Consider the following 22,382-nt stretch of genomic DNA (forward strand, 5'->3'; position numbering starts at 1 on the left):
GGAACAGCAAGATGATAATCAGTCCTGATTGAGGGTAAAGCGCATTAACTTTCTAAACAGTCCCGGGCCGCCGGCAAGGTCATGTGCAGGCACAGGCCTGGGTGGCCATTGCTGGCCCACAAGCGGCCACCCTGCAGTTCGATGGCGCGGCGGGCGATGGCCAGGCCCAGGCCAAAGCCAGCGCCACTTTCGGTCAGCCGCTGGTAAGGCTGGAAGATGCGCTCCAGGTCGGCGTGCGCGACCCCCGGCCCCTGGTCACTCAGGCGCAGGTGCCAGTAATCCCCCTCGCGCCAGCCATCCAGGCTGATCCGGCCTTCGGCGGGCGAGTGGCGAACGGCATTGCGGATCAGGTTTTCCAGTGCCTGGGCCAGGCTGTCGAGGTTGGCCTGCACCCGGCACGCGGCGCCCAGCGAACAAGGCAGGCGGCTTGGCGCCCAGCCACTTTCGAAACAGACGTCCTGGCACAAGGCTTCCCAGACGGCCACCATCAGCACCGGCTCGGTCGGCAGGCTGGGCTGTTCGGTGTCCAGCCAGGCCAGGTCCAGGGTGTCCTCCAGCAGCTTTTGCATGTCGGCGACTTCGCGGTCCAGGCGCTCGCGCAACTGCGGCGGCGGCAAGTCGCTGTCATGGGCGATGCGCAGCCGCGCCAACGGCGTACGCAGCTCGTGGGACAGCGTACGCAGCAGCAGGCGCTGTTGCTCCAGGCTCTGGCGCAGGCGTACCGCCATGTGCTCGAAGGCTTGGGCCAGCTCACCCAGCTCATCGCGGCGCTCCTGCAACGGCAGCGCGGGGCTGTCTAGGTCGTCGGCCCGCAAGGCGTCGGCCCGGTCCCGCAGGCGGTTCAGGGGAACTACCAGATGGCGGTACAGGGCCAGGCCCAGCAACAGGGCAAGCAGGGTGGGGGCGACCCCATGGGTGATCAGGTGGGTCCAGGGCGTAAGGCCAGTGGGTAGCAGGCGTTCGGGTAATTGCATCACCAGCCGGCCATTTTCGGGGTGTTGCGGGAACGCGATGCTGACGTACGGCAGTTCGTCCTGCAGGCGCCGGCTCATGGGCCAGTTCAGCTTGCGCATGAAGGTAAGGTGGCTGGCCTCCTCGGCGCTCAGTGGCGTGGTGCCCAGGCTTTGCAGGTGGGGGCCGATCAAGGCTGCCCAGGTGCCTTCGGTACGTTGCAGCTGCCTGCGCCAGGCTTCGGCGCCCGTGGCGCCGCCTTGGTTCCAGGCGTGTTCGGCCTGTTGCGCGTAGCGCGCCAGGTATTGCTGGTCAGCCGGCGACAGGAAGTAGGTACTGCGTTCCACCGACAGCCCCCAGGTCCAGATCAGCCAGGTCAGCAGCAGACAGAAACCGACCTGCAACAGGGCCAGTTTCCACAGCAGGGGGTGCCGCCGCATCAGGGCTGGTCCGTGTCTATCAGGATGTACCCTTGGCCCCTGACCGCCTGGATCTGCAAGTGCTGGGCGCTGATGTCGGCCAGCTTGCGGCGCAAGTTGCACACATGCACATCCAGGCCACGGTCCAGGCGCGTGTAGGCGCGGTGCAGCACGGTCTGGTAGAGGAAAGGTTTGCTCAAGGCCTCCCCGGGGTGAGCCCGCAGCGTGGCCAGCAGGCGGAATTCGGATGCGGTCAGCCCGGCAGGCCTGCCCTGGTGAAGGGCGTCCTGGCGTTCATGGTCCAGCATCACTGCCCCCCCATCGGCCCGCAACGCCGGCCCGCGGTCGAGCGCCACGCGCCGTAGCAGGGCATCGACCCGGGCGTCGAGTTCGGCCAGGCTGAACGGCTTGGGCAGGTAATCGTCTGCGCCCCGGGTGAAGCCACTGATGCGATCCTGTTCGGCCCCCAGCGCCGACATCAGCATCACTGGCACCGCTTGCTGGTGGCGCAGTTCGTCCAGCAGGCTGAGGCCGTCGATGCCCGGCAGCATGATGTCCAGCAAAACCAGGTCGAAGCGTGATTGCCGTATGGCATTCAGGGCCTGGCTGCCATTGGCGCAGGCCAGCACCTGAAACCCACGGTTGAGGAAATGGCGTTCCAGGTCCTGGCGCAGGCGTGGGTCGTCTTCGGCAAGGAGCAGTGAGGTGGGCACGTTGAGCCTTGAATGAGAATTTCTATCAGTTAGCCATCATCCCATTGACCGTGGGGCGAGGGCAACGCCGCATTGTGTTAAGAAGGTTAATCATGCTGCACCCCGGTTTTCGCTCCGGTATCTTCCGCAAAAAGCAATTTCTGTCGTTTGCGAATTATTATCAATTGGGCGAGGGTGTGTCATGAGCGGTTTGAACAGTGTGGGGGGCCCGCGACGGGTGCGGGGCTGGCTGGTAGTAGGGCTGCTGGCGCCCTTTTCGGTGTCGGCATTGGCTGAAACGGTAGCGACGCAGGCGGCCGGTGGTGGCAACTCGCTCGACCTGCCGGCACTGACCATCGAGGGCAACCGCCTGTACGACATGCTGCCTTCGGAGCAAACCGGCGGCTACAGTGTCGATGCTGCAACCGTGGGCACCAAGACCCCGGCGGCGCTCAAGGACATCCCGCAGTCGATCACCGTGTACACCCAGGATTACGTCAAGGATCGCCAGTTCGTGCACCTGGATGACCTGGCCAAGTACACCGCCGGCCTGCGGACCCTGACCAACGACAGTGGCCGCTCATCCATCTATGCCCGTGGCTACGAGTACAGCGAGTTCAATATCGACGGGCTACCGGCGCCCATGGCCAGCATCTTCGGTACTGTGCCGTCGCTGGCAGCGTTCGACCGGGTCGAAATCATGCGCGGTCCGGCGGGGCTGTTCAGCAGCACCAGCGAGCTGGGCGGCATCGTGAACATGGTGCGCAAGCGCCCCACCGCCGAGTTCCAGGGCCACGTCGAAGGCAGCTATGGCACATGGGACACCAACCACGAAGAACTCGACCTGAGCGGGCCGCTGGACGATGCGGGTCGTGTGCGTGGGCGCTTCATCGCTTCGCGTGATGACACCAATGGCGAGGTCGACTACAACGCCAACACCAGCAATAGCTACTATGGCGCCCTGGACATCGACCTGAGCGACGCTACTGCCGTGTCGTTCGGCCTGATGCACGAAGTGAAGAACATCACCCCGCATAATGGCTACCCGGCCACCTTGTCGGGTGAGGTGCCCGACTTCAGCCATTCACGCTTCCTCGGGGCCGACTGGAACTACTTCGACGGCAAGACCACCGACCTGGTCGCCGAACTGACCCACCGCTTCGAAAACGGCGGTTACGGCCGTATTGCTGCCCGTGGCTCCCACCGCGACACCCAGTACCTGTACGCCTTCACCGCCACCAACGCCGCTACCGGTGGCAATTCCGAGCGTGCCAGCGCCCGCGATTTCACGCAGGACACCTACTCGCTGGACGCCAGCTACAGCCAGCCGTTCGAGACCTTCGGCCAGGTCAGCGAGTTCGTGGTCGGCAGCGACTACAAGAACTACGACACCGAGTACCTCAATGGCACGACCAACCTGGGCGCCATCAACGTCAACACCTACTCGCCAATGCAGTTTGCCAAGCCGTCGCCCAACTACAGCACCGAAACCGGTATGCAGGAAGAGGAATATGGCCTGTACTCCAAGGTTACCTTCCGCCCCGTCGAGCGCCTGGCGCTGATCGCCGGTGGGCGTTTCAGCTGGTACCGCGGTGACTTCTACACCACCACCCTCGGCAGTGGCGCCAGCACCAACGACAGCAAGCGCGTCGACGGCCACTTCACCCCATACGGCGGCGTGGTCTACGACCTCACCGACACCCACGCGCTGTACGCCAGTTATTCGCAGGTGTTCAAGCCGCAGTCAGCCACCGACAGCAGCGGCCGGGTGCTGAAGCCGCGGGAAGGCGAGCAGTATGAATTCGGCTTGAAAAGCAGCTACTTCGGGGGCGACTTGAACACGCGGTTGTCGGTATTTCGCCTGACCGACAAGCACCGTGCTACCACCCTGTACGACGCCGATGGCGTGGCGACCACCGACTCGGTAGCCGCCGGTAAAACCCGGGTCAAGGGCGCGGAAGTGGAAGTAAGCGGCAAGCTGACGCCGAACTGGGAACTGCTGGCCGGCTACACCTGGATGGAAACCGAAACCGTCAAGGGCGATGCCGAAACCACGTTCTTCATCATGCCGCGCAACCAGGCCTCATTGTGGAGCAAGTACACCATCAGCCAAGGCCCGTTGAACGGCCTGGCAATCGGTGGCGGTATTTCGGCGATGAGCAACTTTTACGCCGAGAACGGTGGCGTGCGCATCGATGCGCCAGGGTATGCCACGGTGGATGCGATGCTGTCGTACCCGGTCACTTCGCAGCTGACCGCCACATTCAACGTCAACAACCTGTTCGACCGCGATTACTTGTCGCGCGTGGGCTCGACGTCGACCTTCAACTTCTATGGGCCGTCGCGCAGCATGATGGTGGGCACGCGCTATGACTTCTGAGGGTTGCTCTGGCTGAAAGCGCTCTGCCCGGGCGGGCAGGCGAGTATGCGGGGGCATTAAAAAGCCGGCTTGTGGCCGGCTTCTCGGGGACGCTTCCGACTAATTTATGGTAAGCCGCAATCGCCTTAACTGTGTGGCCACAAGGGCCTGGAAGAGATGGCAGACACCCGTGTGAGATGTCGCCGAGCCCTCTGGACTGCGGCTTGCGCCGGTCGGGGCTGAATGTGCGGCGTAGCATACAAGGGCACGCTCTGGATGCCCAGCAAAAAATGGCACAGGGTGTTTCAACCGGGCCGCTGCGGACGAAAATACGACCAGTGGAACACCCAGCCAAGCACTTCCAGGCCCTGCGCCTGGCGCTGCGCCGGGGTATAGCGCTCAACCGCATAGTTGCGCCGGTCATGGCTGTGCAGGTACAGCGTGCCATGTTGGCCGAGGCTGAGGGTATTCACCCGCAGCGCGCCGTTGTGCAGCAAGGCGTAGGTTTCGCCCTCGAACACCTGGGTCATGCTCACGTCGATCACCAGCACCGCCTCCTGTGGGATCAGCGGCAGCATGTTGCTGTCGGGCATCGTCACGCTGATTGCATCGTCGGCCCGAACCCCCAACCCCTGCAGCGCTTTTGCCGGCAGGCGCAGGTGTTTGCTGGCGACTGGGCTGAGCAGGCCGTCATGCAGTTCGTAGTACGGCACCTTGACCAGCCGGCCATGGTCCACCAGCAGCGGGGACGGCGCGGGCGTGTGCAACTTTCGCGGCCGGGCGTTGCGCAGGATCGGGCTGGGGTGCTTGGGCCCTTCGCCCGTGTGCAGCCAGCGGCGATGCACGCAGAACAGGTCGGCCATTTCGTCCAGCCGTGCCAGGGGTACGCCGCGCTTGACCCAATTGTTGACGTGCTGCGGTGTGACGCCGCGTTGGGCAGCGAAATCGGAAGGGGTAAGGCCGCATTCGTGAAGCAGGGCCCTGAGGCGGTCACCGGAGGTCTTCATGCCAGCGAGTGTAGCGGCGCGGTGCCAGCAAGGATATCAACTTGATGTTGACGGGGCTTGTGTGAAAAGTGGCTGGTTGTAGGGCACAGCTGTAGGGCTGTGTAGGAGTATTCGCCGAGTACAGCGATTGGCCATAAAAAAACCCCGCCATGGCGGGGTTCTTCCTGCAACCGGTATCAGCCCTTGTAGGCAGCGACCGATTTGGTGATCGCGGCACGGGCAGCGTCAGCGCCTTCCCAGCCTTCGATCTTGACCCACTTGCCCTTCTCGAGGTCTTTGTAGTTGGCAAAGAAGTGCTCGATCTGCTGAATCAGCAGGGCTGGCAGGTCGGTGTATTCCTTCACGTCGACGTACAGCTGCGACAGCTTGTCGTGAGGAACCGCGATGACCTTGGCGTCGCCGCCGCCGTCGTCGGTCATGTTCAGTACGCCAACCGGGCGGGCGCGGATAACCGAGCCTGGGGCGACCGGGTACGGGGTAACGACCAGCACGTCGAGCGGATCACCGTCGTCCGCCAGGGTGTTCGGGATGAAGCCGTAGTTGGCTGGGTAGAACATCGGGGTAGCCATGAAGCGGTCGACGAACAGCGTGTCGCTGTCCTTGTCGATCTCGTATTTGATCGGCGCGTGGTTGGCCGGGATCTCGATGGCGACGTAGATGTCGTTCGGCAGGTCTTTGCCCGCCGGAATCTTGCTGTAGCTCATTGGGCAGTGCCCCCGTGTTTGACCAAAAAAGTGGCGGCGATTATAGGCACATTCTGCCGGGGCATGCCACGCCTGGCCTGATGTGCGGCCGCGTCAGGCGTGGCTTTCGCGGTAGTCGGGGTGCTCGGCCTGAAGCCGGCGCAGGCGCGCCAGCGGGTCTTGCCGGTAGAACAGCGCCAACTGCTGATAGACCAGTGGATAGGCCTGATGGAGCAGGTCGGGGGCACTAAAGAAGTACTCGCTGGTGACGGCAAAAAACTCGGCGGGGTTCTCTGCCGCATAGGGGTCGATGGCGGTTTCGGCGTCGGGGTTGGCATCAAGCTGGCGGTTGAGGTCGTCGTAGGCCTGTTGCATGGCGGTGGCCCACTCGGCCACGGGCATGCCGCTGTGCAGCGGCGGCAGGCCGTTGGCATCGCCATTGAGCATGTCGAGCTTGTGCGCCAGTTCGTGGATGACCAGGTTGTAGGCCTCCCAGCCGCCACTGGCCAGTACGCCGTTCCAGGCCAGGATGATCGGGCCCTGCTGCCAGGCCTCGCCACTGTGCTCGCCGTCCCACACGTGCTCCACGCCACTGGCATCGCGGTGGCGCTGCGGGCTCTTGAAGTCGTCGGGGTAGAGCACGATTTCGTGAAAGCCCTGGTACCAGTTCAGTTCGCCCAGGTGCAGCAGTGGCAGTTGCGCCTGGGCGGCGAGCAGCAGCCGCTGCTGGTCGCCCAGTTCAACGCCCGGCAGGCACGTGAGGTGCTTGTCGAGCAGGAACAGGATGCAGGCTTCGCGCAGCCAGTGGTCTTCTTCGTCGGTGATGCCGTCCAGCATCGGCAGGCATTCGCGTACGGCCTGCCATTGCTGTGGCGTGATCGGGTAGCGTGCCAAGGCCCGCTTGCGCCGCCAGGCGCGGAACGACCACATACTGGCCGGTCAGTGCGCCTTGGCCGCGCGGCCCAGGCGGGTACGCAGCAGGCCGAGGATCATCGGTACCAACGACAGGATGATGATGCCCACTACCATCAGCGACAGGTGTTGCTTGATAAACGGCACGTTACCGAAGAAGTAGCCCAAGGTGACCAGGCCACCTACCCACAGCAACGAGCCGGCCACGCTGAAGCCCAGGAAGCGCGGGTAATGCATGTGGGCAATACCGGCCACGAACGGGGCGAAGGTGCGCAGAATGGGCAGGAAGCGCGCCATGGTCACGGTCTTGCCGCCGTGGCGCTCGTAGAAGTCGTGGGTGCGCTGCAGGTAATCGCGACGGAAGATCTTCGAATTGGGGTTGTTGAACAAACGTTCGCCCGCCGTGCGCCCGATCACGTAGTTGGTGCTGTCGCCCATGATTGCAGCAGCCATCAGCAGGCCGGCCAGCAAGACCGGGTCCATGCCGCCCCCTGCGGCTACGGCGCCGGCGATGAACAGCAACGAATCGCCCGGCAGGAAGGGCATCACCACCAGCCCGGTTTCACAGAAGATCACGGTAAACAGGATGGCATAGATCCAGGGGCCGTAATTGGTGACCAGCAAATCGAGGTAGGCATCGAGATGCAGGATAAGGTCGAGCGGGTTGAAATCCATGTACAGCACCTGTGTTCTTGGGCGTAGGCTCGGTTTACCGGCGGATGGGTAAATTTTCACACATGACAGGCGGGCCATTATACGGCTAAGTGACGATCATGCCCGGGGAGTTTGTAGCGGGGGGTTACTGCACGCAGTAGCGCCGTATCCGCCCCTGGGCGGGCTTGCCCGCGCAGGGGTGGACGCAGGTCAATCCGGGTTGATGGGCAGGATGTAGCTCTTGAACTCGGTATCTTCACGAAAACCGATGGACTCGTAGGTCTTGTGCGCCGTGTCATTGTTGCTGCTTGTGGACACCCGCATGCGCACGGCGTTGGTTTCCTTGGCCATTTTCTTCGCTTCGCGCATCAGGTGGTCGGCTACCAGCATGCGCCGGGAGTCCTCGGCCACGTAGATATCGTTGAGAATCCATACCCGCTTCAGCGACAGCGATGAATAGCTCGGGTACAGCTGGCAGAAGCCCAGCAGCTTGTTGTCGTCATCATCGGGGAGTGCCAGGTAGATCACCGATTCGTCCCGCTGCAGGCGTTTTTCCAGGAAGCTGCGCGAGCTGTCGGGATAGGGCAGTTGCCCATAGAATTCACGGTATTTGACGAACATAGGCGTCAACAGGTCGAGGTGTTCCAGTTTTGCCTTGATGATGCGCATGTGCGGCCCTCAGAGTCCATTAGGGAAAACAGCGGATTGCCAGCAGCTTCGAGGGCATGCTGCCCCAAGCCCGGCCCGCGGCGCAATCCGCTTTGCATGACAGGGTGTTCAGCCCTCGCCAAGCAGGAAGTTGCCTCGCTGCGCGGGGCCATGTTCGCTGTCGATGCTATGGACCTCGGCTTCGTCCTTCAGATTCACCCCCGACAGCTGGCGCCGGCAGGCTTCACGCATCAGGTACAGCAGGCGGTGTGCGGCCATGCCATAACTCAAGCCCTCCAGGCGCACGTTGGAAATGCAGTTGCGGTAGGCATCGGTCAGGCCGACCTTTGGCGCATAGGTGAAATACAGCCCCAGGCTGTCGGGCGAACTGAGCCCGGGCCGCTCGCCGATCAGCATCACTGTCATGCGCGCGCCCAGCAGTTCACCCACCTCATCGGCCACTGCCACGCGGCCCTGCTGCACCAGCACCACCGGTGCGCTGGTCCAGCCGTCGGCGGCGGCCTGTTCCTCGAACCGGCTCAGCAACGGCAAGGTATGCCGGTGCACGGCAAGCGCCGATAGGCCATCGGCAACCACGATGGCCAGGTCGACCCCGCCTGGGTTGGCCTGGGCGTGCTGGCGCAGGGTGGCGACCGATGCTTCGTTCAGGCGCCGGCCCAGGTCGGGCCGTTGCAGATATTCGTGGCGGTCGCTGGCGGCGCTGTGCAGCACCAGGCTGTCGCGGCCGCGTTCAGCCAGCTGGGTAGCCAGGCCAGCGTGGTCGAACGCCAGGTGCACGGCATCACGGGCCTGGGCATGGGCGAACTGGAAGTCCAGTTGCGCCCCGGTCGGCAGGCTGGTACCGCTGCGGCCCAGGGCGATACGCGCCGGGGTCAGCGTGCGCAGGGCCAGCCAAGGGTTTTCAGGGGTAGGGGTGCGATGGTCCATGGTGATCCCTATGCAAGCTGTGCCAAGGCCTGGCGGAAGGCCGGCGGCAGGTTGTCACCGAAGCGCACCCGGCCATCGGCCTGGGTGAAGATGCCGGTGCGGGCCAGCCATGCCTCGAATTCCGGCCCGGGCTTCAGGCCCAGGGTCTGGCGCGCGTAGAGCGCGTCGTGGAACGAGGTGGTCTGGTAGTTGAGCATGATGTCGTCGGAGCCGGGGATACCCATGATGAAGTTGATCCCGGCCACACCCAGCAGGGTCAGCAGGGTGTCCATGTCGTCCTGGTCGGCCTCGGCGTGGTTGGTGTAGCAGATGTCGCAGCCCATCGGCACGCCCAGCAGCTTGCCGCAGAAGTGGTCTTCGAGGCCGGCGCGGATGATCTGCTTGCCGTTGTACAGGTACTCCGGGCCAATGAAACCGACCACGGTATTGACCAGGAACGGCTTGAAGTGGCGGGCCACGGCATAGGCGCGGGTTTCGCAGGTTTGCTGGTCGACCCCGTGATGGGCATTGGCCGACAGCGCACTGCCCTGGCCGGTTTCGAAGTACATCAGGTTCTGCCCCAGGGTGCCGCGCTTGAGCGAAAGGCCGGCTTCGTAACCCTCCTGCAGCACGTTCAGGTTGATGCCGAAGCCGGCATTGGCCGCTTCGGTACCGGCGATGGACTGGAACACCAGGTCCAGCGGCACGCCGCGGTTGATCGCTTCGATGGAGGTGGTGACGTGGGTCAGCACGCAGGACTGGGTGGGTATGTCGTAGCGCTGGATGATGGCATCGAGCATTTCCAGCAGGGCGCAGATCGAGGCAATGCTGTCGGTTGCCGGGTTGATGCCGATCATGGCATCGCCGTTGCCGTACAACAGGCCGTCGAGAATGCTGGCGGCAATTCCGGCCGGCTCGTCGGTCGGGTGGTTGGGCTGCAGGCGGGTCGACAGGCGCCCGCGCAGGCCCATGGTGCCGCGAAAACGGGTGACCACACGGATTTTTTGCGCCACCAGCACCAGGTCCTGCACGCGCATGATCTTCGATACCGCCGCCGCCATTTCCGGGGTCAGCCCTGGCGCCAGGGCGCGCAGGCTGTCCTCGTTGGCCTCTTCACTCAGCAACCAGTCACGCAGGCCGCCGACGGTGAGGTGGCTGACCGGCGCAAATGCCTGGGCATCGTGACTGTCAATGATCAGCCGGGTGACCTCGTCGGCTTCGTAGGGGATCAGGGCTTCGTTGAGAAAATGCGTCAGCGGGATATTGGCCAAGGCCATCTGCGCGGCTACGCGCTCGCCGTCGTTGTTTGCCGCAACGCCTGCCAGGCAGTCCCCGGAGCGCGCCGGGCTGGCCTTGGCCATGACATCCTTGAGGCTGTCGAAGCGGTAGACCAGGTGGCCGACCGTGTGTACGAAACTTGCCATACAGAATCTCCAGAGCCGCGGGTTGCCCCGCGGCGGGTGGCGCCGGTCAGTGCAGAGCCTCTTCGGCCTGCTGGATCGCGGCGAATTCCTCTTCCGGGGTGCCCGCTACCAGGTGGTGGCGGCTGTAGAAAGCAAAGTAGGCAATTAATACCGCATAGATCACTGCGGCGCCAATCACCACGCGCGGGTCCACCAGGAAACCGGCGACCACGGCGATGCACGCCAGCACCAGGGCCAGGCCGGAGGTGAAGATGCCGCCAGGGGTACGGTACGGGCGCTCCATCTTCGGCCGGCGGATGCGCAGGGTGATATGCGCGGCCATCATCAGCACGTACGACAGCGTAGCGCCGAACACCGCGACCAGGATCAGCAGGTCGCCCTGGCCAGTCAGCGACAGCGCAAAACCGATGATGCCAGGAATGACCAGGGCCATGACCGGCGCCTTGCTCTTGTTGGTTTCCGACAGCTTGCGCGGCAGGTAGCCGGCGCGGGACAGGGCGAAAATCTGCCGCGAATAGGCATAGATGATCGAGAAGAAGCTGGCGATCAGGCCGGCCAGGCCGACCAGGTTGACGAAGCTGCCCATCCAGGTAGAGCCGCCGTAGGCTTTGGCCAATGCTTCGACCAGGGGGTTGCCGGAAGCTTTCAGCGCCTCGGAACCCGCGCCGCCAGGGCCGACCACCAGGATCAGCAGGGCAAAGGCCAACAGCACCAGCATGGCGCCGATCAGGCCGCGTGGCAGGTCACGCTTGGGGTTCTTGGTTTCTTCGGCGGCCAGCGGCACGCCTTCGACGGCGAGGAAGAACCAGATGGCATACGGGATCGCCGCCCATACTCCGACATAGCCGAACGGCAGGAAGCTGCTGGCGCCGACAGCGTCCGTTTTGGCGATGTCGAACAGGTTGGCTGCATCAAAATGGGGCACCATGGCCACCAGGAACACCGCCAGGGCAATGGCCGCGATGGCCGTGATGATGAACATCAACTTCAGTGCTTCGCCCACCCCGAAGATGTGGATGCCGATGAACACCACGTAGAACGCCAGGTAGATCATCCAGCCGCCAATGCCGAACAACGACTGGCAATAGGCGCCGATGAAGGTCGCGATGGCGGCGGGGGCGATCGCGTATTCGATGAGGATCGCCGTGCCGGTAAGGAAACCGCCCCAGGGGCCGAAGGCGCTGCGGGCAAAGCCGTAGCCACCGCCAGCGGTCGGGATCATCGAGGAAAGCTCGGCCAGCGAGAAGCACATGCACAAGTACATGGTGGCCATCAGCAGGGTCGCGAGGAACATGCCGCCCCAGCCACCCTGGGCCAGGCCGAAGTTCCAGCCGGCGTAGTCGCCGGAAATGACGTAGGCCACCCCCAGGCCGACCAGCAGCACCCAGCCGGCCGCGCCTTTTTTCAATTCACGTTGCTGGAAATAGTCCGAACCGACCTTCTCGAAGTCGACGGAAGAGCCTGCCGGCGAGCCGGCGGATTGATCGCTTGGCATAGTTTCACCTGTTGTTTTTCTTGGTGGGCGGAAGGGGTCCGCGCCGATGGTGATGGGTACTGCAGGAAGCGAGCCAGGGAGCTGCAAGTTGCAAGCTGCAAGTTGCAAGCTGCAAGCTGCAAGCTGAAAGAGAAAAGCGAGTCGGCGGGCGATCCGCTTTATTCTTGCGACTTGCGACTTGCGACTTGCGACTTGCGACTTGCGACTTGCAGCTAGATGCTTAGAAGAAGCCCAACGGATTGATGTCGTAGCTCACCAGCAGGTTCTTGGTCTGCTGGTAGTGGTCGAGCATCATCTTGTGGGTTTCACGCCCAACCCCGGACTTCTTGTAGCCACCGAACGCGGCATGCGCCGGGTACAGGTGGTAGCAATTGGTCCATACACGGCCAGCCTTGATCCCGCGGCCCATGCGGTAAGCGCGGTTGATGTCGCGGGTCCACACGCCGGCGCCCAGGCCGAACTCGGTGTCGTTGGCAATCGCCAGCGCTTCGGCTTCGTCCTTGAAGGTGGTGACGCTGACCACCGGGCCGAAGATTTCCTCCTGGAACACGCGCATGCGGTTGTTGCCCTTGAGCAGGGTCGGCTGGATGTAGTAACCGGTGGCCAGCGAGCCTTCGAGTTTTTCAACCTTGCCACCGGTCAGCAGCTCGGCACCTTCCTGCTGGGCGATCTCGAGGTACGAGAGGATCTTCTCGAACTGCTGCTGCGAGGCCTGTGCGCCAACCATGGTGTCAGTGTCCAGAGGGTCGCCGCGCTTGATCTGCAGCACCTTCTTCATCACCACTTCCATGAACTGCGGGTAGATCGACTCCTGCACCAGCGCCCGCGATGGGCAGGTGCACACTTCGCCCTGGTTGAAGAAAGCCAGCACCATGCCTTCGGCCGCTTTCTCGATGAAGCTCGGCTCGGCTTGCATGATGTCTTCGAAGTACACGTTCGGCGACTTGCCGCCCAGTTCCACGGTAGACGGGATGATGTTTTCGGCAGCGCATTTCATGATGTGCGAGCCAACCGGGGTAGAGCCGGTGAAGGCAATCTTGGCGATGCGCTTGCTGGTCGCCAGCGCTTCACCTGCTTCGCGGCCATAGCCCTGCACCACGTTGAGCACGCCTTTGGGCAGCAGGTCACCGATCACTTCCAGCAGCACGGTGATGCCCAGCGGGGTCTGTTCGGCCGGCTTGAGCACCACGCAGTTGCCAGCGGCCAGGGCCGGTGCAAGCTTCCAGGCGGCCATCAGGATCGGGAAGTTCCACGGGATGATCTGCCCGACCACGCCCAGCGGTTCGTGGATGTGGTAGGCCACGGTGCCTTCGTTGATTTCGGCGGCGCCACCTTCTTGTGCACGAATGCAGCCAGCGAAATAGCGGAAGTGATCGACTGCCAGCGGAATGTCGGCATTCAGGGTTTCGCGGATCGGTTTGCCGTTGTCCCAGGTTTCGGTAATGGCCAGCAGTTCGAGGTTCTGCTCGATGCGGTCGGCGATTTTCAACAGCACATTGGAACGGTCCTGCACCGAGGTACGGCCCCAGGCGTCGGCGGCAGCGTGGGCAGCGTCCAGTGCCTTGTCGATGTCTTCGGCAGTAGAGCGGGGGAATTCGGCAATCGGCTGGCCGTTCACCGGGGACGTGTTGGTGAAGTATTCACCCTTTACCGGAGGAACGAACTCACCACCGATGTAGTTACCGTAGCGGTTCTTGAAGGAAACCTTCGCGCCTTCGGTACCGGGATGTGCGTAACGCATGGTGTGTCTCCTGGCTATTGTGTTTGTTAGGGAGTAGGAAGCGTAGAGCAAAGGTTGGGCCAGCGTGGGCGGCACCCGTAAAATCAATGGCTTGGGCGGGTGTGGCGGGCACGTGGCAGCGAGCCTGTGCCGGTTGCGGTACGCCTGGGGGTGACATTTTGTGCCGTTCACGACACGTCACCCGTGGGTGCATTGCAATGCCTTCGCCGGTGGAGGATGCTGGTGGCACGCTCTATCTGCGGAGAACTACAACAATGCAGAGCAATCACTTCAGCCGCCATGCCCGGCAGGTCCACACTGTGGCCCATGGTGGTGCTGGCGAGGGCGTCAGCGACCCCTCCATTGCCCGCTCCTGGCTGCGTTGCCTGGAGGACTACCACCTCGACCCAACGGTGATCGAGGCGCCGGTGGTGCTCGAGCACGGGCGCTTGCTGGAAAGCCGCGAGCGCTTGCGCCAGGTGCTGCAGATCGCCGACCACGAAATGAACAGCCTGCACCAGCAACTCTCCGGGGCCGGCCATGCGGTGTTGCTGACCGATGCCCGCGGGGTGATCCTCAATTGCGTCAGCGCGGCCAGCGAGCGGCGCAGCTTCGAGCATGCCGGGCTGTGGCTGGGCGCCGACTGGAGCGAGGCGCGTGAAGGCACCAATGGCATCGGCACCTGCCTGGTCGAGCGCCAGGCGCTGACCATCCACCAGAACGAGCACTTCCGCGGCCGCCACACCGGGCTGACGTGCTCGGCCAGCCCGGTGTTCGACCCCCATGGCGAGTTGCTGGCGGTGCTCGACGTATCCTCGGCCCGCCCCGACGTTTCACGGCAAAGCCAGTTCCATACCATGGCCTTGGTCAACCTGTCGGCCAAGATGATCGAAAGCTGCTACTTCCTGCGCCATTTCGAGCAGCAGTGGCTGCTGCGTTTTCACCTGCAGGCGGAGTCGGTTGGCCTGTTCAGCGAGGGCCTGCTGGCCTTCGACGGTGATGGCCGGATCTGCGCGGCCAACCAGAGCGCCCTGAACCTGCTGGGCAGCGTACGCAGTGGTGTGCTGGGCCAGCCGTTGGAGCGGTTTTTTGCCTGCAGCCACGATGAGCTGTTCGGCCGCGCCACGCCCCGGGGCAGCACGGCCTGGCCGCTGCGCACCCTGGACGGCCGCCAGGTGTTCGCCAGCCTGCGCGGGCAGGCGCGCGCGCCTGTATGGTCGGTGCCCGTGGCCCAGCCGCGGCCTACGCGTGCTGCAGAGCCGCTGGTATGCCTGCTCGACCCGGCGTTGCAGAATGATTTCCGCCGCAGTGTGCGGGTGTTCGAGCGCGATGTGCCACTGCTGCTGCGCGGTGAGACCGGCTGCGGCAAAGAGGCCTTTGCCCAGGCCGTGCACCAGGCCAGTGAGCGCCGCAGCCAACCCTTCGTGGCCATCAACTGTGCCTCGATCCCTGAAAGCCTGATCGAGAGCGAGCTGTTCGGCTACCGCGGTGGCAGCTTCACCGGTGCCCGCAAGGAAGGCATGCGCGGCAAGCTGTTGCAAGCCGATGGTGGCACCTTGCTGTTGGACGAGATCGGTGACATGCCGCTGGCCCTGCAGACACGCCTGCTGCGCGTGCTGGAGGAGCGTCAGGTAGTGCCGATCGGCGGCGAGCCACAGGCAGTGGACGTGCGCATTGTCAGCGCTACCCACCGTGACCTGCTGCAGCGGGTCGAGCAGGGCATTTTCCGTGAAGACCTGTATTACCGCCTCAATGGCCTGGAAGTGGCATTGCCGGCCGTACGCGAGCGCAGTGACAAGGCGCAGTTGCTGGACTTCCTGCTGCGCCAGGAGGCGCAGGGCCAACTGATCGACATCGAACCGAGAGCGCGCCAGGCGCTGCTGGACTTTGCCTGGCCGGGCAACGTGCGGCAGATGCGCAACGTGCTGCGTACCCTGGTGGCGCTTTGCGAAGGTGCCCGCATCACTTTCCCGGATCTCCCTGCCATTGTGCGCAGCCACACCGGGCCTGTGGGAGCGGGCGCGCCCGCGAAGCCGTCTGCCCAGTCGACACAAGGCGAGGGCGTTGCCCCGGTTCGCGGGCTCGCCCGCTCCCACAGGTCCGACAATGGACCAGGTGAGGGTACCGAGGTGTTGCAGGACGCAGAACGGCAAGCGCTCATTGAAGTGTTGCAGGCAAAACACTGGCACCTCACCCGTGTCGCCGAACACTTGGGCATCAGCCGCAATACCTTGTATCGAAAACTGCGCAAACACGGCATCACCCGGGGCGACTGAGCGAAACAGCGGGTGCGATTTGTCGCGCCCTGGGCTACCCTGCCTCGATGTTTTGCGAGGTCGACCATGCATATTCACATTCTCGGTATTTGCGGCACTTTCATGGGCTCGCTGGCAGTGCTGGCCAAGGAGCTTGGCCATCGCGTGACCGGTTCGGACGCCAACGTCTACCCGCCGATGAGCACGCAGCTCGAAGCCCAGGGCATCGAGCTGACCCAAGGCTACGACCCGGCTCAACTGGAGCCGGCACCCGACCTGGTGGTGATCGGCAACGCCATGTCGCGCGGCAACCCGGCGGTTGAGTACGTGCTGAACAAAGGCCTGCCTTATGTTTCCGGCCCGCAGTGGCTGGCCGACCACGTGCTGCAAGGCCGTTGGGTGCTGGCCGTTGCCGGTACCCACGGCAAGACCACCACCACCAGCATGCTGGCCTGGGTGCTGGAGCACGCCGGCATGAGCCCGGGCTTCCTGATAGGCGGTGTACCGCAGAACTTCTCGGTGTCGGCCCGCCTGGGGGCTACGCCGTTCTTCGTGGTCGAAGCCGACGAGTACGACAGTGCCTTCTTCGACAAGCGTTCAAAGTTCGTGCACTACCACCCGCGCACTGCGATCCTCAACAACCTTGAGTTCGATCACGCAGACATTTTCCCGGACCTGGCCTCGATCGAGCGGCAGTTCCACCACTTGGTGCGCACCATCCCCAGCGAAGGCCTGGTCATCCACCCGACCACCGAACAAGCACTGGAGCGGGTCATCGGCATGGGCTGCTGGACCCCGGTACACACCACGGGTGAAGGTGGCCAGTGGCAGGCCCGCCTGCTCAGCGCCGATGGCTCGCGTTTCGAAGTGCTGTTCGAGGGCCAGGCGCAAGGTGTGGTGGACTGGGCGCTGACCGGTCAGCACAACGTCGCCAACGCCCTGGCTACCCTGGCAGCCGCTCGCCATGTAGGCGTGGTGCCGGCCATGGGCATCGAGGGCCTCTGCGCCTTCAAGAGCGTCAAGCGGCGCATGGAGAAGGTTGCCGAAGTGCAGGGCGTGACCATCTACGATGACTTCGCTCACCATCCAACTGCCATCGCTACCACCCTCGACGGCCTGCGCAAGCGCGTTGGCGAGGCGCCGGTGATCGCGGTAATCGAACCGCGCTCCAACTCGATGAAGTTGGGTGCACACCGCGATGGCCTGCCAGAAAGCGTCAACGACGCCGACCAGGTGATCTGGTACGCGCCGGCCAACCTGGGCTGGGACCTCGCTGCGACTGCTGCGCAGTGCAAGGTACCGAGTGTGGTTGCCGAAAGCCTCGAAGCGATCATCGAACGCATCAAGGGCCAGGCCCGCCCGGGCACCCACGTGGTGATCATGAGCAACGGCGGCTTCGGCGGCCTGCATGGCAAGCTGGCCGAGGCGCTGAAGTGAACGGGCCGGAACGCGTTACCCTGGCCATGACGGGCGCTTCAGGCGCCCAGTACGGCCTGCGCCTGCTCGATTGCCTGGTGCGCGAGGACCGCGAGGTGCATTTTCTGATCTCCAAGGCTGCGCAACTGGTAATGGCCACCGAGACCGATGTGCTGCTGCCGGCCAAGCCCCAGGCGATGCAGGCCTTTCTCACCGAATACACCGGTGCTGCCGATGGGCAGATCCGCGTGTATGGCAAGGAAGACTGGATGTCGCCAGTGGCCTCGGGCTCGGGCGCCCCGGCAGCGATGGTGGTGGTGCCGTGTTCCACCGGCACCTTGTCGGCGATTGCCACCGGGGCCTGCAACAACCTGATCGAGCGCGCAGCCGACGTGACCCTCAAGGAGCGCCGCCAGTTGATTCTGGTGCCCCGCGAAGCGCCATTCTCCACCATTCACCTGGAGAACATGCTCAAGTTGTCGCAGATGGGCGCGGTGATTCTGCCGGCGGCGCCGGGCTTCTATCACCAGCCGCAAACCATCGACGACCTGGTCGACTTCGTTGTGGCGCGTGTTCTCAACCTGCTGAACATCCCCCAGGACATGCTGCCGCGTTGGGGCGAGCACCACTTCGGGGTGGATGATTGAAACGGGCGCTGGCCTGCTTGCTGGCGCTGGGGTTGCTGAGTGGTTGTGCCACGGTGCGCACGCTGGATGCCAACAAGCCGGGGGCGCCGGTGGTGTATGCCGGTACGCGTCTGGATCTGTATGTGATCAACGGTGGTTGCTGCCCGCAGGATCGGTTTGGGGCTCAAGCCCCGAGCTATCCAGGGCTGGACCTGCCAGGGAGCATGCTGCTTGATACCCTGTTGCTGCCGTTGTCCTTGCTGACTGCTGCCGGTGTAGGCTTCCAGGCCACAGGGGGGCTGTGAGGGATTGCACGGTCCTGTGGTGTGGGAGCGGCCTTGCGTCGCGAATGGGCCGCAAAGCGGCCCCAGCCATGTTTGTGCTAAAGCTGAAATCCGGGGGCCGCTGCGCGGTCCTTTCGCGACGCAAGGCCGCTCCCACAGGTACCGTGCAATGCTTGCGGCTTACTTCTTGCCGAGCTTGCGCAGTTCATCCGACTCCACGATCCGCACCCCGTCTTCTTCCTCTAGGGCCAGGCGCCATAGCGCACGGGCCAGGGTGCAGGCCTCGATCCCCCGGTATTTGCCCGGTATCAGCCGGGACAACGGTGAAACCAACTGCTCTGCCAGCCGCGGTTTGATGCGCTCGCCCAGCAGCAACGACGGCCGCACGATGGTCAGTTGCGGCCAATCCTGCGCTTTGAGCGCCTCTTCCATCTCGCCCTTCACCCGATTGTAGAAAATCGATGACTTCGGGTCGGCGCCCAAGGCACTGACCACCAGCAAATGCCGTGCGCCCATTTCCCGGGCCCGTTTGCTGAACGCCACCACCATGTCCAGGTCCACCGCGCGGAACGCCGACTCGGAGCCGGCCTGTTTGAGGGTGGTGCCCAGGCAGCAATAGGCAACGTCGACCCTGCCGGCCAGCTGCGGCAGGAACACTGCCGGGTCACCCACCGGGTTTTCCAGGTGCGGATGTTCGGCCAACGGCCGGCGGGTCGGGGCCAGCACGCGGGTAATGGTGGGCTCGTTGAGCAGGCGGTCGAGCAGGTGTTCACCGGTGAGGCCGGTGGCACCGGCAAGCAGGACATGCTGAGGCGTCAAGTACATGATGTCTCTCCCTTGTTACACCCAAGTCTAGTGGTTGCCCGGGGTTTTTGCCTGTGCGCCCACCTTGGCCTGGGTCGTGTTGCGCAATGCTTCTTCGGCCTGTTGCCGGCGCAGTTGCTGCCAATGCTCAAGCACCGCCGGCGGCGCCCACAACTGAGGCTCAGAGGCGTCGAAACCTTCCCTTTGTTCCCTTTCGGCAACACTGCCGCGTGCCAGTTCAAACGCCTGTTTCAGGTCGTCGGTCTGGTTCAGGGCCTGGGCGAACAGGGCTTCGCCAAAGTAGGTGAAATCGGCTTCCTCCGAGCAACCGAAGGAGACACGGTCGGCGCGTGCGGCAGTCATGATCAGGGTACGCTCATCTTTCAGCGGGGCGATATACCCCCCTGAATAGCAGGCCGAGATGACAATGACCTTGTCGCGATCCTTCAACGGCGCAAGGGCCGTTGCCAGCTCGTCGGCGGACAAGTCGGCCAGTTGCAGGCGGGGTTGGTCGAGCACCAGCTGGTGGTCTGCGCTGCCGTGGCTGGTGAGGTAGATGAACACCAGGTCTTCCGGGCCGCTGCGCTCGGCCAGGGTGCGGGCGGCACGGGTGAGGTTCTCGCGGGTTGCCATGGGGCGGTTGGCCAGGTGGTCGCGGTGGTTGACCAGGGTCACCTGGCCGCGGGCGCCAAAGCGTACCTTGAGCATGTTGCTGACGTAGTCGGCTTCACGCAGGAACACACTCTGTTGGCCATCACCGCCCACCACCAGGCTGTACAGCTGAATCGGCGGGGCCGAGCGCGGCACTGCGGCCAGCGCCTGTTGCAGTAGCCGGCCCTGGTTCAGCAGGGCCAGGTCAAGCGGGTCGGGCAGCAGCGTGCCATGCTGGTCGCGCACGCGCACCCCGTTGGCCCACACGCCGCTTTCGACCTTGCCGTTGGGCAGGATCAGGCGCCCCTTGCCGTTGTAGGCATCGTTCAGAAAGCCGCCTACGTACTGGCTGCCGTCGGCCAGTTGCAAGCTGCCTTGGCCAGACAGCCGCCAGTCGGCGAACGTGCCTTTGTAATGGCTGCCGTCGCTGCCCAGCAATTCACCTTCGCCGATCAGCGAGCCGTCCTTGAATTGGCCGATCCAAACATCGCCATCGGCACTCTCGTAGCGGCCACGGCCTTCAATACGGTTGTCCTTGAACTCGCCGATGTACTGCTCGCCATCGACGCTGTCGTAGGTGCCGCTGCCTTGCAGTTGGCCATTGCTGAAATGGCCGCTGAACCGGTTACCGCTGGCGTCGCTGCGCACCCCGGCGCCGTTGGGCTTGCCCTTGGCGAACAGGCCCTGGTAACGGCTGCCGTCGGCCAGCACCAGCTCGCCGGCGCCGTCGTACAGGTCGTCCTTGAATTGGCCGCGGTAGGTTTGGTCGGCTTGCTTGAGGGTGCCTTCGCCATCGCGGCGGCCGTGCTTGAACGTGCCGGCATAGTGGCTGCCCGGTGTGGTCAGGTCGCCCAGCCCCTCGAACAGCCCCGCGGCGAACTGGCCGCGGTACACCTCGCCGTTCTGGCCATGCCATTCGCCCTGGCCATGCCACTGGCCGTCCTTGAAGGTGCCGGCATACCAGCTGCCGTTGGGATAGTCGATCCGCCCCTCACCCTGCAGCAGGCCATCGACCACCTGGCCCCGGTAGCGCCCACCGTCGGGCAGGCGGGCATCCGGCGGCAGCAACGATTCGCCATCGCCACAGGCGGCGAGCAGCAGGACCAGGGTAATGGGGAGCAGTGGACGCATGGCGAGAACCGGGCAATAGGTCTGCCGATTATGACGCAGAATGGGATCCTGAAACAGCGAGCGCCTGCGCTGACGCACATCCCTGAGGTGCCGCTTGTGGGCCTATACCTGTCTTAAAAGCTGGCGCAACCCCTGTGGGAGCGGGCGTGCCCGCGAACACCGGCGAAGCCGGTGCCATCTACCGAGTCGTCGGCTTCGCGGGCACGCCCGCTCCCACAGGTTGAGGTGCAATCAATGCCCGCCTGGTGACACGATGATCTTCACGTTTTCCTCCTTGTTGTTCACCAGTTCCTCAAACCCCAGCTCGACAATCTGCTCCAGCCCGATCCGCCCGGTCACCAGCGGGCGAATGTCCAGCCGCCCGTCTGCAATGAAGGCAATGACATCGGCAAATTCGCCGTTGTACGCCAATGCCCCCAGCACCTGCTTCTCGGTGGATACCAGTTCGAAGAAGTTGAATTCGCTGGGCTCTTCAAAAATGCCTACCAGCACGCACTTGCCGGCCTTGCGGATGGTGTCGATGGCCAGTTTGGCCGTGTGCTTGTTGCCGATGCACTCGAAGCTCACATCCGCCCCCAGGCCGCCGGTAAGCGCGCGAATCTCTGCCAGGGCATCGCACTGGCTCGGGTCGAGCACCACGCTGGCGCCGACTTCCCTGGCCTTGGCCTTGCGCGCAGATGACATTTCCAGCGCAATTACCTGCGCCGCACCGGCTGCCTTGGCGCACATGATGGTGCACAGGCCGATGGTGCCGGCGCCCACCACCACCACGGTCTGGCCCAGCAAGCTGCCGGCCTTCTTCACCGCATGCATGCCCACCGCCAGCGGCTCGATCAGCGCGCCAGCCTCTGCCGGAAAGCCCTGCGGCAAGCGGTACAGCAGGTTCGCCGGCACATTGACCCACTCGGCGAAGGCGCCGTTGTTCATCAGGCCGGTGAAGGCCAGGCGTTCACAGATGTTGTACAGGCCATGGGTACAGTAGTAGCAGGTGCCGCAATGCTGGCAGGCGTCTGCAGCCACCGGGTCACCGACGGCAAAGCCTTCGACGCCTTCGCCCAGTTTGGCGATCTGACCACAGAATTCGTGGCCGAGGATGCACTGGCCCTGGATGCCGGTCAGCGGGTGCGGCGCCTCGACCGGGATGAATACCGGCCCGGCGACGTATTCATGCAGGTCGGAGCCGCAAATGCCGCACCAGTCGACCTTGATCTGCACCCAGCCCGGCGCCGGGTCGGCTGGCAGGGGGACCTGTTCTACGCGAATGTCGTTGCGGCCATGCCATACGGCAGCGCGCATGTGGGTGTGGCTCAAGTCATTCATGGTT

19 protein-coding genes are annotated in these 22,382 nt (G+C 63.9%); 5 read left to right on the top strand and 14 right to left on the bottom strand.

Translation table 11 applies throughout. The features are described from left to right. Nucleotides 1-44: 44 nt before the first annotated feature. Nucleotides 45-1,391, bottom strand: a complete 1,347-nt coding sequence (locus DMX12_RS07690; protein WP_110676921.1) for a sensor histidine kinase — start codon at nt 1,389-1,391, stop codon at nt 45-47. Continuing rightward, nucleotides 1,391-2,083 carry a response regulator transcription factor gene (locus DMX12_RS07695; RefSeq protein WP_029886276.1) on the bottom strand — a complete coding sequence of 231 codons (693 nt, stop codon included), beginning with the start codon at nt 2,081-2,083 and terminating at the stop codon, nt 1,391-1,393. Before DMX12_RS07695 ends, DMX12_RS07690 begins: the two co-directional genes overlap by 1 nt. A gap of 181 nt (nt 2,084-2,264) precedes the next feature. Between DMX12_RS07695 and DMX12_RS07700 the strand changes: the two genes are divergently transcribed. Then, nucleotides 2,265-4,442, top strand: a complete 2,178-nt coding sequence (locus DMX12_RS07700; protein ID WP_110676923.1) for a TonB-dependent siderophore receptor — start codon at nt 2,265-2,267, stop codon at nt 4,440-4,442. Nucleotides 4,443-4,726: 284 nt separating this feature from the next. Here the strand turns inward: DMX12_RS07700 and DMX12_RS07705 are convergent, their stop codons facing one another. The 9 genes from DMX12_RS07705 to DMX12_RS07745 all read right to left on the bottom strand — a co-directional run bounded on the left by DMX12_RS07705 (nt 4,727) and on the right by DMX12_RS07745 (nt 13,912). After that, nucleotides 4,727-5,428, bottom strand: coding sequence for an XRE family transcriptional regulator (locus DMX12_RS07705; protein WP_110676926.1), 702 nt, complete (start codon nt 5,426-5,428; stop codon nt 4,727-4,729). Between the two features lie 176 nt (nt 5,429-5,604). Next, entirely contained in the window at nt 5,605-6,132 is a 528-nt protein-coding gene (ppa, locus tag DMX12_RS07710; RefSeq protein WP_003255365.1) for an inorganic diphosphatase, read from the bottom strand. Between the two features lie 93 nt (nt 6,133-6,225). Then, the gene (locus tag DMX12_RS07715; RefSeq protein WP_029886279.1) at nt 6,226-7,041 is read right to left on the bottom strand and encodes a zinc-dependent peptidase; all 816 of its coding nucleotides are present in this window, start codon (nt 7,039-7,041) and stop codon (nt 6,226-6,228) included. 9 nt (nt 7,042-7,050) lie between these two features. Next, a complete protein-coding gene (locus DMX12_RS07720) occupies nt 7,051-7,698 on the bottom strand; it encodes a DedA family protein (RefSeq protein WP_009685738.1) in 648 nt (215 codons plus the stop codon). 189 nt (nt 7,699-7,887) lie between these two features. Further along, nucleotides 7,888-8,346: a GNAT family N-acetyltransferase gene (locus DMX12_RS07725; RefSeq protein WP_110676928.1), complete on the bottom strand. Its 459-nt coding sequence runs from the start codon at nt 8,344-8,346 to the stop codon at nt 7,888-7,890. Nucleotides 8,347-8,454: 108 nt separating this feature from the next. Continuing rightward, entirely contained in the window at nt 8,455-9,273 is an 819-nt protein-coding gene (gene eutC / locus DMX12_RS07730) for an ethanolamine ammonia-lyase subunit EutC (protein WP_110676930.1), read from the bottom strand. An 8-nt stretch (nt 9,274-9,281) separates the two neighbouring features. Continuing rightward, nucleotides 9,282-10,676 carry an ethanolamine ammonia-lyase subunit EutB gene (locus DMX12_RS07735; protein WP_110676932.1) on the bottom strand — a complete coding sequence of 465 codons (1,395 nt, stop codon included), beginning with the start codon at nt 10,674-10,676 and terminating at the stop codon, nt 9,282-9,284. Between the two features lie 46 nt (nt 10,677-10,722). Next, entirely contained in the window at nt 10,723-12,171 is a 1,449-nt protein-coding gene (gene eat, locus DMX12_RS07740) for an ethanolamine permease (protein ID WP_110676934.1), read from the bottom strand. A 220-nt stretch (nt 12,172-12,391) separates the two neighbouring features. After that, the gene (locus DMX12_RS07745; RefSeq protein WP_009685743.1) at nt 12,392-13,912 is read right to left on the bottom strand and encodes an aldehyde dehydrogenase family protein; all 1,521 of its coding nucleotides are present in this window, start codon (nt 13,910-13,912) and stop codon (nt 12,392-12,394) included. 254 nt (nt 13,913-14,166) lie between these two features. Here DMX12_RS07745 and DMX12_RS07750 point away from each other — a divergent pair, with 254 nt between their 5' ends. The 4 genes from DMX12_RS07750 to DMX12_RS07765 all read left to right on the top strand — a co-directional run bounded on the left by DMX12_RS07750 (nt 14,167) and on the right by DMX12_RS07765 (nt 18,493). Further along, on the top strand, nt 14,167-16,167 hold the full coding sequence (locus tag DMX12_RS07750) for a sigma-54-dependent Fis family transcriptional regulator (protein ID WP_110676936.1): 2,001 nt from the start codon (nt 14,167-14,169) through the stop codon (nt 16,165-16,167). A gap of 66 nt (nt 16,168-16,233) precedes the next feature. Beyond that, nucleotides 16,234-17,583: a UDP-N-acetylmuramate:L-alanyl-gamma-D-glutamyl-meso-diaminopimelate ligase gene (gene mpl / locus DMX12_RS07755; protein ID WP_110676937.1), complete on the top strand. Its 1,350-nt coding sequence runs from the start codon at nt 16,234-16,236 to the stop codon at nt 17,581-17,583. Continuing rightward, the gene (gene ubiX, locus DMX12_RS07760; RefSeq protein ID WP_029886945.1) at nt 17,580-18,209 is read left to right on the top strand and encodes a flavin prenyltransferase UbiX; all 630 of its coding nucleotides are present in this window, start codon (nt 17,580-17,582) and stop codon (nt 18,207-18,209) included. The genes mpl and ubiX overlap by 4 nt, the downstream gene beginning before the upstream one ends. After that, nucleotides 18,206-18,493, top strand: coding sequence for a YceK/YidQ family lipoprotein (locus tag DMX12_RS07765; protein WP_110676939.1), 288 nt, complete (start codon nt 18,206-18,208; stop codon nt 18,491-18,493). The genes ubiX and DMX12_RS07765 overlap by 4 nt, the downstream gene beginning before the upstream one ends. A gap of 159 nt (nt 18,494-18,652) precedes the next feature. Here the strand turns inward: DMX12_RS07765 and DMX12_RS07770 are convergent, their stop codons facing one another. From DMX12_RS07770 to DMX12_RS07780, 3 genes are all read right to left on the bottom strand, one after another. After that, on the bottom strand, nt 18,653-19,297 hold the full coding sequence (locus tag DMX12_RS07770; protein ID WP_009685749.1) for an oxidoreductase: 645 nt from the start codon (nt 19,295-19,297) through the stop codon (nt 18,653-18,655). Between the two features lie 27 nt (nt 19,298-19,324). After that, nucleotides 19,325-21,058, bottom strand: a complete 1,734-nt coding sequence (locus tag DMX12_RS07775; protein WP_029886943.1) for a C13 family peptidase — start codon at nt 21,056-21,058, stop codon at nt 19,325-19,327. Nucleotides 21,059-21,289: 231 nt separating this feature from the next. Beyond that, complete coding sequence (locus DMX12_RS07780) at nt 21,290-22,354, bottom strand: 2,3-butanediol dehydrogenase (protein WP_223809663.1); 1,065 nt, start codon at nt 22,352-22,354, stop codon at nt 21,290-21,292. Nucleotides 22,355-22,382 lie beyond the last annotated feature (28 nt).

The organism is Pseudomonas sp. MB-090624 (genome assembly GCF_003205245.1).
Taxonomy (GTDB): Bacteria; Pseudomonadota; Gammaproteobacteria; order Pseudomonadales; family Pseudomonadaceae; genus Aquipseudomonas; species Aquipseudomonas juntendi.

Excerpts from the sequence above, each read along its gene's own strand:
- DMX12_RS07690 (WP_110676921.1), bottom strand. The coding sequence starts at position 1,391 with ATGCGGCGGCACCCCCTGCTGTGGAAACTGGCCCTGTTGCAGGTCGGT.
- DMX12_RS07700 (WP_110676923.1), top strand. The coding sequence starts at position 2,265 with ATGAGCGGTTTGAACAGTGTGGGGGGCCCGCGACGGGTGCGGGGCTGG.
- DMX12_RS07705 (WP_110676926.1), bottom strand. The coding sequence starts at position 5,428 with ATGAAGACCTCCGGTGACCGCCTCAGGGCCCTGCTTCACGAATGCGGC.
- ppa (WP_003255365.1), bottom strand. The coding sequence starts at position 6,132 with ATGAGCTACAGCAAGATTCCGGCGGGCAAAGACCTGCCGAACGACATC.
- DMX12_RS07715 (WP_029886279.1), bottom strand. The coding sequence starts at position 7,041 with ATGTGGTCGTTCCGCGCCTGGCGGCGCAAGCGGGCCTTGGCACGCTAC.
- DMX12_RS07720 (WP_009685738.1), bottom strand. The coding sequence starts at position 7,698 with ATGGATTTCAACCCGCTCGACCTTATCCTGCATCTCGATGCCTACCTC.
- DMX12_RS07725 (WP_110676928.1), bottom strand. The coding sequence starts at position 8,346 with ATGCGCATCATCAAGGCAAAACTGGAACACCTCGACCTGTTGACGCCT.
- eutC (WP_110676930.1), bottom strand. The coding sequence starts at position 9,273 with ATGGACCATCGCACCCCTACCCCTGAAAACCCTTGGCTGGCCCTGCGC.
- DMX12_RS07735 (WP_110676932.1), bottom strand. The coding sequence starts at position 10,676 with ATGGCAAGTTTCGTACACACGGTCGGCCACCTGGTCTACCGCTTCGAC.
- eat (WP_110676934.1), bottom strand. The coding sequence starts at position 12,171 with ATGCCAAGCGATCAATCCGCCGGCTCGCCGGCAGGCTCTTCCGTCGAC.
- DMX12_RS07745 (WP_009685743.1), bottom strand. The coding sequence starts at position 13,912 with ATGCGTTACGCACATCCCGGTACCGAAGGCGCGAAGGTTTCCTTCAAG.
- DMX12_RS07750 (WP_110676936.1), top strand. The coding sequence starts at position 14,167 with ATGCAGAGCAATCACTTCAGCCGCCATGCCCGGCAGGTCCACACTGTG.
- mpl (WP_110676937.1), top strand. The coding sequence starts at position 16,234 with ATGCATATTCACATTCTCGGTATTTGCGGCACTTTCATGGGCTCGCTG.
- DMX12_RS07770 (WP_009685749.1), bottom strand. The coding sequence starts at position 19,297 with ATGTACTTGACGCCTCAGCATGTCCTGCTTGCCGGTGCCACCGGCCTC.
- DMX12_RS07775 (WP_029886943.1), bottom strand. The coding sequence starts at position 21,058 with ATGCGTCCACTGCTCCCCATTACCCTGGTCCTGCTGCTCGCCGCCTGT.
- DMX12_RS07780 (WP_223809663.1), bottom strand. The coding sequence starts at position 22,354 with ATGCGCGCTGCCGTATGGCATGGCCGCAACGACATTCGCGTAGAACAG.